The 13,306-nt window shown below is 34.5% G+C and carries 12 protein-coding genes; 5 read left to right on the forward strand and 7 right to left on the reverse strand.

What is annotated here, in order from left to right:
- The first annotated feature begins 253 nt into the window (after positions 1–253).
- The 4 genes from thrS (at position 254) to rplT (ending at position 3,549) form a co-directional block, all read left to right on the forward strand.
- Entirely contained in the window at positions 254–2,200 is a 1,947-nt protein-coding gene (gene thrS, locus V7Z48_RS06400; protein WP_334112572.1) for a threonine--tRNA ligase, read from the forward strand.
- 64 nt (positions 2,201–2,264) lie between these two features.
- Positions 2,265–2,780, forward strand: coding sequence for a translation initiation factor IF-3 (gene infC / locus V7Z48_RS06405; protein WP_334112628.1), 516 nt, complete (start codon positions 2,265–2,267; stop codon positions 2,778–2,780).
- 69 nt (positions 2,781–2,849) lie between these two features.
- On the forward strand, positions 2,850–3,047 hold the full coding sequence (gene rpmI, locus V7Z48_RS06410) for a 50S ribosomal protein L35 (RefSeq protein WP_334112573.1): 198 nt from the start codon (positions 2,850–2,852) through the stop codon (positions 3,045–3,047).
- Between the two features lie 157 nt (positions 3,048–3,204).
- Entirely contained in the window at positions 3,205–3,549 is a 345-nt protein-coding gene (rplT, locus tag V7Z48_RS06415; protein WP_334112574.1) for a 50S ribosomal protein L20, read from the forward strand.
- Between the two features lie 186 nt (positions 3,550–3,735).
- On the opposite strand, the gene V7Z48_RS06420 is transcribed toward rplT, so the two are convergent.
- From V7Z48_RS06420 to tgt, 7 genes are all read right to left on the reverse strand, one after another.
- Positions 3,736–4,920, reverse strand: a complete 1,185-nt coding sequence (locus V7Z48_RS06420; protein WP_428850308.1) for an asparagine synthetase B — start codon at positions 4,918–4,920, stop codon at positions 3,736–3,738.
- Positions 4,921–5,163: 243 nt separating this feature from the next.
- Positions 5,164–6,219, reverse strand: a complete 1,056-nt coding sequence (locus tag V7Z48_RS06425; RefSeq protein ID WP_334112576.1) for an AI-2E family transporter — start codon at positions 6,217–6,219, stop codon at positions 5,164–5,166.
- An 83-nt stretch (positions 6,220–6,302) separates the two neighbouring features.
- Entirely contained in the window at positions 6,303–7,832 is a 1,530-nt protein-coding gene (dnaB, locus tag V7Z48_RS06430; RefSeq protein ID WP_334112577.1) for a replicative DNA helicase, read from the reverse strand.
- Positions 7,833–8,000: 168 nt separating this feature from the next.
- Complete coding sequence (locus tag V7Z48_RS06435; RefSeq protein WP_334112578.1) at positions 8,001–8,954, reverse strand: acetyl-CoA carboxylase carboxyltransferase subunit alpha; 954 nt, start codon at positions 8,952–8,954, stop codon at positions 8,001–8,003.
- A gap of 125 nt (positions 8,955–9,079) precedes the next feature.
- The gene (locus tag V7Z48_RS06440) at positions 9,080–9,994 is read right to left on the reverse strand and encodes a DMT family transporter (RefSeq protein ID WP_334112579.1); all 915 of its coding nucleotides are present in this window, start codon (positions 9,992–9,994) and stop codon (positions 9,080–9,082) included.
- Entirely contained in the window at positions 9,981–11,057 is a 1,077-nt protein-coding gene (locus V7Z48_RS06445) for an LptF/LptG family permease (protein ID WP_334112580.1), read from the reverse strand. The genes V7Z48_RS06440 and V7Z48_RS06445 overlap by 14 nt, the downstream gene beginning before the upstream one ends.
- Positions 11,058–11,114: 57 nt before the next feature.
- Positions 11,115–12,245 carry a tRNA guanosine(34) transglycosylase Tgt gene (gene tgt / locus V7Z48_RS06450; RefSeq protein ID WP_334112581.1) on the reverse strand — a complete coding sequence of 377 codons (1,131 nt, stop codon included), beginning with the start codon at positions 12,243–12,245 and terminating at the stop codon, positions 11,115–11,117.
- 167 nt (positions 12,246–12,412) lie between these two features.
- On the opposite strand from tgt, the gene V7Z48_RS06455 reads away from it, so the two are divergent.
- Positions 12,413–13,258, forward strand: coding sequence for a transketolase (locus tag V7Z48_RS06455; protein WP_334112582.1), 846 nt, complete (start codon positions 12,413–12,415; stop codon positions 13,256–13,258).
- Positions 13,259–13,306: the final 48 nt, after the last annotated feature.

The following is a 13,306-nucleotide window of genomic DNA, read 5'->3' on the forward strand; positions in this document are numbered from 1 at the left end:
TAAAACCCTTTTTAACTACTTTCCAAACCTTTCTCTTGATTTTTTTTAAGGTTTTTTATTATTGTTTTTAATAATCTTATTTACAATAGATTAAGGTCTAAAAATAATTTAAATATTTATTCAAATTTATATTTACACTATACATATATAATGTAATGCTAAAATAGCATGGTTTAATGCAATATTTCTAAACGATTAATATTGTAGAGCTACATTAATCATATTATATTTACACCCAAAATATTATCATATTATGATTGACATAACCCTGCCAGACGGTGCTATAAAATCAGTTGAACTTGGAAGCTCGCCTTTAGATGTTGCCAAATCCATAAGTGAAGGACTTGCGCGCAATATTATTTCTGCTAAATACAATAATACTATTGTAGAAGTATCAACTCCATTAACAGAAAATGGAACACTAACTTTATATACATGGGAACAAGCGGAAGGCAAAAAGGCCTTTTGGCATTCTTCTGCACATGTCTTGGCCCAGGCCTTAGAAGAACTATATGGAAATATTAAACTTACCATAGGCCCTGCAATTGACAATGGTTTTTATTATGATGTTGATTTTGGTGAACAGACCATATCAGAAAAGGATTTTGCCGACATTGAATCGAAAATGCTTGAAATTGCCAGAGGAAAACACGAATTCTCAATGAGATCCGTCAGTAAAGCAGAAGCCTTGAATTACTACACAGAGCAAAATAACGACTATAAAGTTGAATTAATAAGTAACCTTGAAGACGGTTCTATAACTTTTTGTGATCATTCAACTTTTACAGATTTGTGCAGAGGTGGACATATACCAAATACTGGTTTAATAAAAGCAGTGAAAATAATGAGTGTTGCCGGCGCTTACTGGCGAGGTGATGAAAAAAATAAACAACTCACTAGAGTTTACGGTATTTCCTTTCCTAAACAAAAGGATTTAACTACCTATTTAGAACTCTTAGAGGAAGCAAAAAAACGCGATCATAGAAAATTAGGAAAAGAACTCGAACTCTTTACTTTCTCAAAAAAGGTAGGACAAGGCTTACCATTATGGTTGCCTAAAGGTGCAGCACTTAGAGAACGTCTAGAAAATTTTCTAAAAAAAGCACAAAAAAAGGCAGGTTACGAAATGGTTATTACGCCTCATATTGGTCAGAAAGAACTATATGTTACCTCTGGTCATTATGCTAAATATGGTGAAGACAGTTTTCAGCCTATAAAAACACCAGCCGAAGGTGAAGAATTTCTTTTAAAACCAATGAATTGTCCACACCATTGTGAGATATATAACAGTCGACCCTTTTCATATAAAGAACTACCAAAACGCTATGCTGAATTTGGTACCGTATATAGGTATGAGCAAAGTGGCGAGTTACACGGTTTGACCAGAGTGAGAGGCTTCACCCAAGATGATGCTCATATTTTCTGTACGCCAGATCAGTTAGATCAAGAATTTAAAAATGTAATTGACCTTGTACTATATGTATTCGGCTCTTTAGGCTTTGAAGATTTCACTGCGCAAGTTTCTTTACGTGACCCAGAAAAACCAGAAAAATACATCGGATCCGCTGAAAATTGGAAAAAAGCAGAACAAGCAATCTTAAAAGCAGCCAAAGAGAAAAATCTGAATTTTGTTATTGAGACTGGTGAAGCTGCTTTTTATGGGCCAAAGCTCGATTTTATGGTAAAGGACGTTTTAGGTAGAAATTGGCAGTTAGGTACAATCCAGGTTGATTATAATCTTCCTGAGAGATTTGATTTAACCTATAAAGGCAGCGACAATGAATTGCACCGACCAGTAATGATTCATCGTGCACCTTTTGGAAGTATGGAACGGTTTATTGCCATATTACTAGAACATTCCGGTGGAAATTTCCCATTGTGGCTCGTGCCTGAACAAGCCATTATTATATCAATTAGCGAGAAATTTGAAAAATACGCTGAAAAAGTTTTAAATTTGATGGAAAATGACGAAATTCGCGCCCTCGTAGATAATCGCAACGAAACAGTAGGTAAGAAAATTCGCGAAGCCGAAATGAATAAAATACCGTATATTGTAATTGTTGGCGAGAATGAAGAGACAGAAAATAAGTTATCTGTGAGAAAGCACGGAGGAGAAGATCTCGGCTTATTAAGCCTTGAAGAATTTTCGAATCTCATAAAGGAAGAAGTAAAAGGAAGTTTAAAAACTTTTGAAGTTTAAGTTTAATTTAAATATATAAGTCATAGCAATACGTAGAACAAGAGGTACTCGCGGAAGTAGAGAAATCAAAGAAGATGCGCACAGAATTAACTCTAAAATTAGAGTTGACGAAGTAAGATTAGTTGGAGAAAATATAGAAGTTGGTATTTACCCAATTAGAAAGGCATTGGAACTTGCCGATGAACAAGGATTGGATTTGGTTGAAATTTCACCAAATGCAAAACCTCCGGTTTGCAAAATAATGGATTACAAAAAATTCCTTTACGAGCAAAAAAAGCGGGAAAAAGTACTGAAAGCGAAAGCTACCAAGGTTGTGATTAAAGAAATTAGATTTGGACCACAAACCGATGATCACGATTACGAGTTTAAAAAGAAAAATGCTGAGAAATTCCTTAAGGATGGTGCAAAGTTAAAAGCTTTCGTGTTTTTTAAAGGACGTTCAATCATTTTTAAAGAACAAGGCCAGATATTATTATTAAGATTAGCTCAAGACCTTGAAGATGTCGGTAAAGTAGAACAACTTCCTAAATTAGAAGGAAAGCGCATGACCATGTTCATTGCACCTAAAAAAGTAAAATAAGCCCAAAGAAGCATTTAGCTTTAATGGATGAAAACAATAAGCGAAACGTAAATTAAATAAATAGGAGAAATGCCTAAAATGAAAACTAAATCAAGTGCTAAGAAACGTTTCAAACTAACTGGCACGGGTAAAATTAAAAGAAAGCACGCTTTTAAAAGTCATATCTTGACTAAAAAATCTAAAAAGCGTAAGCTTGCTTTGACACATGATACATTAGTACATGAGTCTGATGAAAATAATGTTAAAATCATGTTACGTTTAAAGTAACATCGTTTTAATATTGGTTAAAACAATTTATAAACCCTGGAGTTAGGCAGTAAAAGAGTTATGAGTTTTGAGTGATGAATGACGAGGTTTGAATAAAACCGTTAGTTCAAAACAAAAAAATAAAATTAACCGCCTACTACAAAAAACAATTAAAATTATGCCAAGATCAGTAAATTCAGTTGCGAAAAGAGCCAGAAGAAAAAAGGTTCTAAAGCAAGCTAAAGGCTACTTCGGAAGACGTAAAAACGTTTGGACAGTAGCAAAAAATGCGGTAGACAAAGCGATGTTGTATTCGTACAGAGACCGCAGAAACAAAAAGAGATCATTTCGTGCTTTATGGATTATGCGTATTAATGCTGGTGCAAGACTACACGGAATGTCTTATTCAAAGTTTATGGGAAAACTTAAAGCTAACAATGTTGACTTGAACCGTAAGGTTTTAGCCGATTTAGCAATGAACCACCCAGAAGCTTTTGAAGCAATAGTTAACAAAGTTAAGTAAGGCTTTTAGCCTAATAATAACCACATTTCGCTTAGAAAATCCGATTCTTTATAGAGTCGGATTTTTTTTGTGCATTAGTGATTGCAGCAAGATCCTTTTTATTTTAAAAAAAACAAAAAGATATGGCGGAAAGCACAACCCCACCAACTTTCAAAAAAGTTGGGGGTAACGCCCTAAAATTAAAATTTATGTCTTTTGCTTTTTCTTTTTAGCCGCTGGAAACAAAACATTGTTTAATATAAGTCTGTAGCCAGGTGAAGTTGGATGCAGATCCAATTCTGTTTTTGGGTCTCCTACTCTATGAGTGTAATCTTCGGGATCATGACCGCCGTAGAAGGTAAAAAAACCTTTACCCTTTATGCCATGGATGTATCTTGCTTCACCACTAGATTTATTTTCTCCCATAACCAACACGTTCGATTTAATTTCGTCACGCGTAAAAGAAGTTGTTTGACCCATAAAACCTTTGACTAAGGCTGTGTGGTTTTGAGTAAGCATGGTTGGAATTGGATCCCATTTGGCTGAGTATTCCATTAAGGAAAAATAATCGGTCATTTTTGGTACTTGTCTTTTCTGAGTCATATCTATAGACGAAAACTCATATACATTTGGATTTCGCTCTAATGTGAAATTGGTAAAGGCAAACGTTTTATTATAATCTATTTTATTTTGATATCCGGGATCGGAGCCATCACCATCAAACATTGGTTCGCAAATATCAACACCTTCGGCGGCTAAAGCAATATCAAAACTATCCGTTGCAGAACACATCGCAAACATAAATCCACCACCCACAACATAATCTCTAATTTTTAGAGCTACAGCTAATTTTGCTTGCGAAACTTTTTCGTAACCCAATTTTTGGGCCAAGGCTTCTGCTTCTCTTTTTTCTTCAATATACCAAGCAGCCGAACGATATGCTCTGTAAAACTTTCCGTATTGACCTGTAAAATCTTCGTGATGTAAATGAAGCCAATCATAGAGCAACAACTCGTCGTTTAGAACTTCTTCGTCATAAATGGTTTCGTATGGGATTTCGGCGTAAGTTAGGACTAAAGTTACAGCATCATCCCAGGGAACATCCGATTTTGGAGTGTAAACCGCTATTTTTGGGGCCTTTTCTAATATAACGGCTTCCATGTTTTGGGATGGACTATCTATCAGTTCCAGAATTTCATTTGCTTTTGAATCAGAAATTAATTCATATGAAACGCCTCTTATTTTACATTCGCGTTCGATACTTTCAATATGCGGTAACAAAAATGAACCACCGCGATAATTGAGTAACCATTTTACTTTTAATTCTCTCTCTAAGGTCCAATATGTAATGCCATAAGCCTTTAAATGGTTTGCTTGACTATCTGCATCCATTGGGATTAGCAAATAAGATGCATGCATTTTGGTAATCATGAATACAGCAAAAATTAATAGTACTTTCTTTATCATATTATACTTTTTCAGAATTACATTTAGTTATACTCAATTATATAGAAATAATATTTGCTGGTGAACTACTTGTGTAAAATAGTTAAATATATAAATATTATAACAGGACAGTTCGTAATTTATTATTACTTTAAGAAGAATCACCAAAAAACACGACTTTAAGTGCTGTTATTTAGCGGTAATATTTAAGGGATTTTTTGTGGATTTATTGCCATTTAGTAACGTGGCAATTATCTTTGTAGATTCAAACTGTTCAGCAATTATTTTGATAAAAACAGTAATAGGAATAGCCATTATTAAACCTGCAATACCCCATATATAGCCCCAAAACATTAGCATGATTAAAATTGCAATTACATTTATAGAGAATGATTTACCCATAAAAATTGGCTCTAGAATAGCGCCAAATAACACCTGTACAGCTGTAATTGTTAGTATGAAGAACAATAAAGTTGAATAAACGTCCATTTCTACAAACGCGAAAAAGGCCAAGAGTATAACCGAAATAAAAGAACCAACCATTTGAACAAAATTGATTAGAAAGGCAAACAATCCCCAAAACAAAGGAAAACTAACTCCAAAAAAATAGCATGCCAAACCGATTCCGATTCCAGTGAAGAGACTTACGGAGAACTTCACCTTGATAAAGGTTATTAAATCTTTTTCAATTTTAATAAAGGTTTTAATGGAAGTTCGTTCTTGTTTTAATATAGTTTGATTCATTAATTTTTGAATATTAATAGATTCTACTAACCATAAAACCACAAAGAACGTGGTCATCAAAGCTCTTGTCAAAACATTATTAATAACACCTAGAGTCGTAGCTATACTACCTTGACCTATATATTCTTCAAAGGTATTTCTATTGATTTGAACATTCAATCCAAAAACTGTTTCTAAATAATCTGTGAATTGATGTAATTTCACACTGGCATTTTGCAAAAACCCATCTTTAGTAGCAACTATCTCTCTACTTGTAAGTTGAATAAGTTCAACACCTAATTTAATAGCAGCAAAAACAATTAATAAAACGATTACAACACTCACATATTTTGGCACATTTCGTTTATTAAGCCAACGCATAATAGGCAAAAATAGCAATGCAATAAACATAGAAGAAAAAAGCGGTACAAAAATAAACGCCAGTTGTTTTAGTATTATAAACATAACTGGAACTGCTATTATCAGCAAAAGAATATTAGTTGTACGGCGTTCTTGAAGCATTAAATTAAATATTTCAGTAAAAATAATTCAAAAAGCCGAAAATGAAATGATTAAAATCTAATATTAAGATTAATTTCACGTTATCAGAAAGGAACATCGTTTTCATTGTTTCCGAATGCCTCATCTGCTGATGGCAAATTATCAGGTTTAAAGGTGTCATCGTTTGCGGCAGCGTTCATTTTAGAATGAAACTCTCCGAATGGCGTTTCAAAATCATCCAAATTATCAAATTTACCTAAATGACCAATAAACTTCATTCTGATATTATCAAGCCCACCATTACGATGTTTGGCCACAATAAATTCAGCCTGGCCCTCCGTTGGCGAGCGTTCATCATCATCCCATTCATCAATTTTATAATATTCGGGACGATAGATAAACGAAACAATATCGGCATCTTGCTCAATAGCGCCCGATTCTCTTAAATCGGAAAGTAAAGGTCTTTTACTACCACCACGTGTTTCAACAGCACGCGACAACTGAGATAAGGCAATAACAGGTAGTTCAAGTTCTTTAGCCAAAGCTTTTAGGTTACGAGAAATTGTTGATATCTCTTGTTCTCGGTTTCCGCCTTTTTGGCTGCCTCCAGCAGTCATTAATTGCAAATAATCCACCACAATTAGTTTAATTCCGTATTGTGAAGACAATCGTCTAGCCTTTGCGCGCAAATCAAAAATAGATAATGACGGTGTGTCATCTATATAAAGCGGCGCTTGTTCTAAAGCTTTTACCTTAACGTTTAATTGTTCCCATTCATGTTTTTCAAGTCTACCGGTACGTAGTTTTTCTGAAGACAGTCCTGTTTCACTTGAAATTAAACGAGTTATAAGCTGAACTGAAGACATCTCTAATGAAAAAAAAGCCACTGGAATATTTGCATTCACAGCTATGTTTCGTGCCATAGACAAGGTTAATGCAGTTTTACCCATACCAGGTCTTGCTGCTATAATCACCAAGTCGCTTGGCTGCCAACCAGACGTTAATTTATCTAATTTATCAAAGCCTGACGGAATACCACTCAAACCTTCTTTATTAGCAATTTCTTCAATTTTTTTCTTGGCTTGAATTACTAAACTTTGGGCTGTTTCGGTTGATTTTTTGACATTGCCTTGCGTTACTTCGTATAATTTAGCTTCGGCATTATCTAATAAATCGAAAACATCTTTAGTTTCATCGTAAGCTTCTTCAATAATTTCGCTTGAAATTTTAATTAAACTTCGCTGGATGAATTTTTGTAAAATAATACGTGCATGAAATTCAATATGCGCAGAAGATGATACACGTTGGGTTAAAGAAATAAGGTAAAAATCGCCTCCGACGGTATCTAATTTTAAATCTTTTTTTAATTGGCTAGAAACGGTTAATAAGTCAACTGGTTGGCTATCTTGAAAGAGTTTATATATCGCTTCAAAAATATGTTGATGGGCTTCTTTATAGAATGCTTCTGGACTTAAAATATCAATAACTTCATCAACGCCTTTTTTATCAATCATCATTGCCCCAAGAACAACTTCTTCTAAATCAATAGCTTGAGGTGGTATTTTGCCTTTCTCTAAACTTATAAGCGTGCTTTTATCAACTTTATATGCAGGGGTTGGATTGGTTTGTTTCATAACAGCGAAAGTAATTAAAAGGTATCGATAAAAGGTACATAAAAATATTTAGAATCTCAACAGGTCATCAACATTTCAACTGTTAATAACTCCAATATATTGTTGATAAGCATAAAAAAAACCGAAATAAACTATTTCGATTTTTATATATCGTTAATTGAGTTTGAATTAACCTTTAAACACACCCATATTTTCATATTTATCCATACGTTGTTTAACCAAATCCTTTGGTGATAATTTATTTAGCACCTCAAAAGATTTCAGAATGGCTTTTTGAACGGATAAAAAAGTTGTTTCTCTGTCGGTATGAGCACCGCCAAGTGGTTCTTTAATGATTTCATCTACCAACTTTAGTTTTTTCATATCAGGGGCTGTCAATTTTAAAGCTTCGGCTGCCTGTTCTTTATATTCCCAGCTTCGCCATAGGATCGATGAACACGATTCAGGAGAAATAACCGAATACCAAGTGTTTTCTAACATTAAAACGCGATCACCAACACCAATGCCTAAAGCACCACCTGAAGCACCTTCACCAATAATAACCGTAATAATTGGTACTTTCAGTCGGGTCATTTCTAAAATATTTCGCGCAATGGCTTCTCCTTGACCACGTTCCTCCGCTTCCAAACCTGGATAAGCACCAGGCGTATCTATTAATGTTAAAACTGGTATTCCAAATTTCTCAGCCGATTTCATCAATCGAAGTGCCTTGCGGTAACCCTCAGGGTTTGACATTCCGAAGTTTCTATATTGTCTAGTTTTTGTATTAAAACCCTTTTGCTGACCGACAATCATAAAAGACTGTTCACCTATTTTTCCTAAACCGCCAACCATGGCTTTGTCATCTTTTACACCTCTATCACCGTGAAGCTCAAGAAACGTTTCGCCACACAAAGCTCTTATATGATCCATTGTGTATGGCCGGTTCGGATGACGCGATAATTGAACGCGCTGCCAAGGCGTTAAGTTCTTATAAATTTGGGTTTTAGTCGCGATAAGTTTCTTTTCAATTTGCTGGCAGGTCTGGGTGACATCTACATCGCTTTCCTTACCTATCACTTGACATTTTGCTAGTTGCTCTTGTAATTCTTTAATGGGAAGTTCGAATTCTAAATACTCCATCAGAAACAAATTTTAGTTATAGTTAGTGCACAAAACTACAATTTTTTAGCGTTAATTCTTAAAATTTATAATGAACTTATCAAAACCAATTTCTACTTAAATTGTATGTAATTAAGCTAAAATGTTTATGCATTTACCTTAGAATAGCCAGTTCTTTTTGATTTCAATTTAGAATTTTTCAGGATGGCATCGGCAAGAACAATAAATAAAATTAATGCAACTCCTACATAAAAAAGCGGACTCATAATTTCCTTTTCTGGAAACAAAATAACGGCTAAAATTATCCCGTAAACGGGCTCGAGATTATAACTTAGTACCACCGTGTATGGACTGATAAAGCGCATAATATGAACAGAGCCTATAAAGGCATAAGCGGTACAGATTGAACCCAAAATAAAAAGAAAAATCCAATCGGATGTGCTTAATTTAAAATATTCAACCGAAAAACCACCTTTGAAAATTAAAAGAAACAGGCTTATAAAAATGATACCACTCAAAAATTCATAAATAGAAATTGTGGTGGCATTATACTTTTCAATAAATCTGCCATTAATTACTGCAAATAAGGACGATAAAAACGCCGAAATTATTCCTAGTATGATACCGTTTATATAACGCATTTCACTTCGGGTGATTAAAATTAAACCAACCACGACAAGCAGCCCAAATAAAATTTCGTAAAATCTAATTTTTCGTTTGAAAAATATCGGTTCAATGAAGGAGGCAAAAAATGCACCTGTTGAAAAGGTTGCGAGTGTTAATGATACATTGGATTGATTGATAGCTTCAAAAAAAGTAATCCAATGCAAGGCGATAATAATGCCGGCAACTGCAAATTTTAGGATGGTGGCTTTACTAAGTTGAATACTGGTTTTAGTAAGCCATGCAAACATCAGCATCAATATCACTGCAATAAGCATTCTAAACCATACAAGTGGAATGGAGCCAATGGTGATTAATTCACCCAAAATAGCAGTAAATCCAGCAATAAATACTAAAAAATGAAGATGTAAATAATGTTTTAGCTTATCGTTTGGCATTGTATAACAGATAAATAGCTAAAATACCAAAAACTACATTTGGAAGCCATACCGCCACTAGCGGTGGGAAATCTGATTGCTCCGCCATGACTCCAAATACCTTATCGAAAAATACAAAAATCATGGCTATGGATATACCGAAAGCCAGATTAACGCCCATTCCGCCACGTCGTTTTATTGATGAAACAGCCACAGCAATAATGGTCAGAATAAATACCGAAACGGGTAAACTCCATTTTTTATATTTAACCACTTCGTAACGTCCGATATTTGAGGAGCCACGTAACTTTTCCTTTTCTATAAAATCGTTCAATTCATTATAGCTCAATGTTTCAGCCATATAAGTTACGGGTGACAAATCGTCTAAATCAAAATCAAAAATAGTGTCTTTCCTTCTGGCTACTTCAATGATATCATTGCTTTCACCAACTCTACGTTTTACATATTGAATCAACCTAAAGGTGCTGTCTTCTTCATTGTATCTTATATTGTCGGCAAATATTTTATACTCCATCACATTTCCTTTAAAATGTTCTAAAGTAAAATTATAACCTGTTTTATTCAAAGCATCAAATCGACTTACATATATAATGTCATTTTCGTTGATTTGCCTGTAAATATTTTCGGTTTCTTGTACTTTTTTACCTTTTGAAAGGTATTCATATTTAAATTCATTAAATCCTTTACTGGCAATAGGTGCTAAAATTAAACCTAATAATAATGCAAAAGCAGATACAATACTAGCTCCTATTATGTAAGGCCTTAAAAATCTAGAAAATGACACGCCCGAACTAAGAAATGCTACAATTTCAGTATTATTTGCAAGTTTTGAAGTAAACCAAATCACCGATAAAAATAAAAATAGAGGAAACAATAAATTGGCAAAATATATCGTAAAGTTCAAATAGTAGTTAGCCACAGCACCAAATGGTGCTTCATTAGCCAGAATTTTTCCTATTTTTTCAGCTAAATCTACCGTTATTCCAATAGGAATAAAAAGCAGTAGCATCATTGTAAAGGTTAAAAGATATCGCTTTAATATGTACCAGTCTAAAATTTTCAATCCTTCTAAAAATTTTTAATTATAAATAAGCTTTGAGCTGAACATTTATTTTTCAAATTAAAGTCTTTTATCCATTTGTTTCACCATCATTTCTTTCCACACTTTAAAATCACCGGCAATAATATGCTTTCTCGCTTCACGAACCAACCAAAGATAAAATCCTAAATTATGAATGGTAGCAATTTGCTTACCGAGTAATTCATTTACTGTAAATAAATGACGTAAATAAGCTTTAGAATATTCTAAATCCACAAAAGTAATATCCATTTCATCAATTGGTGAAAAATCGTCGGCCCATTTTTTATTGTTGATGTTGATGGTTCCGTGCGCTGTAAACAACATACCATTCCTGGCATTCCGCGTTGGCATCACGCAATCAAACATATCTACACCTAACGCTATATTTTCTAAAATATTGATAGGTGTGCCAACGCCCATAAGGTACCTTGGTTTTTCTTGTGGTAAAATATCGCAAACAACCTCGGTCATGGCGTACATTTCTTCCGTGGGCTCTCCTACCGATAAGCCTCCTATAGCGTTGCCTTCAGCATTTACCCCTGCAATATACTCGGCAGATTGCATACGCAAATCCTTATAAGTACTTCCTTGTACAATTGGGAAAAATGTTTGTTTATAATCGTATTTAAATGGCGTAATTTCAAGGTGTTTTAAACATCTTTCCAGCCAACGGTGGGTCATATGCATAGAACGCTTGGCGTAATTATAATAGCATGGATAGGGTGTACATTCATCAAAAGCCATGATGATATCGGCACCGATGGTTCGTTGAATTTCCATAACATTTTCGGGTGTAAAAACGTGATAACTCCCATCAATATGACTTTTGAATTTAACGCCTTCTTCCTTAATTTTTCTATTGGCAGATAAGGAGTACACTTGATAACCACCAGAATCGGTTAATATATTTCTATCCCAATTAATAAACTTGTGCAAACCACCGGCTTGTTCAAGAATATTGGTTTGTGGCCTAAGGTAAAGATGGTAGGTATTTCCTAAAATTATATCGGGATTAATGTCGTTTTTCAATTCTCTTTGGTGAACACCTTTTACAGTTCCAACGGTTCCAACTGGCATGAAAATAGGTGTTTCAATTTCACCGTGATCTGTGATTAATGTGCCCGCTCTTGCTTTAGTTTGTGCGTCTTTAGCTTTTATATTAAATATCATAATTTTTCTTCGCTCAATTGGCAAAGATAATTAACTAGAATGACTGGCGACGAGAAAAATTGAATTGTTAGCAAATGCTCGCAATTCGTTAATAACTGATAGAAATCTGTTTTTGTTTAGGGGTTTGAAAAACCTATTTTTGACCCATCTAATTTAAATAACAAATCATGCCCGATATTAAAGCATTAACGCTTCTTACCTCTCAAGTAAGAAGAGATATTTTAAGAATGGTTCACAAGGTAAATTCTGGTCATCCAGGCGGCTCACTTGGTTGTACGGAATTTTTTGTCGTACTCTATAAGGTTATTATGAATCATAAAAAAGAATTTAACATGGACGGTGTTGGTGAAGACCTATTCTTTTTATCAAACGGTCATATTTCACCGGTATTCTATAGCGTTTTAGCAAGAACTGGTTATTTTGAGGTTGAGGAGTTGAGTACTTTCAGACTGATTAACTCAAGACTTCAAGGCCATCCCACCACGTACGAAGGCTTACCTGGCGTAAGAATTGCTTCCGGGTCTTTAGGTCAAGGCATGTCGGTTGCTATTGGTGCAGCTCAAACCAAAAAGCTTAATAACGACTCTAGTTTGATATACAGTCTTCACGGTGATGGCGAACTACAAGAAGGCCAAAACTGGGAGGCGATCATGTATGCTGCTGGAAATAAAATTGATAATTTAATTGCTACTGTAGATTTAAACGGTCAGCAAATTGATGGCGCCACAGATGATGTATTACCTATGGGTAATATTAAAGAAAAATTTGAGGCTTTCGGTTGGGTTGTGGTTGAAATCAATGAAGGCAACAATATTGAAGCCATAATTGAAGGAATGAATCTTGCCAAATCTAAAACTAACCAACAAAAACCCGTTTGCGTCTTGTTAAAAACAATAATGGGCAATGGTGTAGATTTTATGATGCATACACATGCGTGGCATGGTAAAGCGCCAAACGACGAACAATTGGCGATAGGTTTAGCTCAAAATGAAGAAACTTTAGGTGATTATTAAAAACCGTTTTTGAATAAAGAATTAAGTAAAATTTAAAGATACCCATTT

The organism is Paucihalobacter sp. (assembly GCF_036825875.1).
Lineage (GTDB): Bacteria > Bacteroidota > Bacteroidia > Flavobacteriales > Flavobacteriaceae > Paucihalobacter.

Excerpts from the sequence above, each read along its gene's own strand:
- thrS (WP_334112572.1), top strand. The coding sequence starts at position 254 with ATGATTGACATAACCCTGCCAGACGGTGCTATAAAATCAGTTGAACTT.
- rpmI (WP_334112573.1), top strand. The coding sequence starts at position 2,850 with ATGCCTAAAATGAAAACTAAATCAAGTGCTAAGAAACGTTTCAAACTA.
- rplT (WP_334112574.1), top strand. The coding sequence starts at position 3,205 with ATGCCAAGATCAGTAAATTCAGTTGCGAAAAGAGCCAGAAGAAAAAAG.
- V7Z48_RS06420 (WP_428850308.1), bottom strand. The coding sequence starts at position 4,920 with ATGGATGCAGATAGTCAAGCAAACCATTTAAAGGCTTATGGCATTACA.
- V7Z48_RS06425 (WP_334112576.1), bottom strand. The coding sequence starts at position 6,219 with ATGCTTCAAGAACGCCGTACAACTAATATTCTTTTGCTGATAATAGCA.
- dnaB (WP_334112577.1), bottom strand. The coding sequence starts at position 7,832 with ATGAAACAAACCAATCCAACCCCTGCATATAAAGTTGATAAAAGCACG.
- V7Z48_RS06435 (WP_334112578.1), bottom strand. The coding sequence starts at position 8,954 with ATGGAGTATTTAGAATTCGAACTTCCCATTAAAGAATTACAAGAGCAA.
- V7Z48_RS06440 (WP_334112579.1), bottom strand. The coding sequence starts at position 9,994 with ATGCCAAACGATAAGCTAAAACATTATTTACATCTTCATTTTTTAGTA.
- tgt (WP_334112581.1), bottom strand. The coding sequence starts at position 12,245 with ATGATATTTAATATAAAAGCTAAAGACGCACAAACTAAAGCAAGAGCG.
- V7Z48_RS06455 (WP_334112582.1), top strand. The coding sequence starts at position 12,413 with ATGCCCGATATTAAAGCATTAACGCTTCTTACCTCTCAAGTAAGAAGA.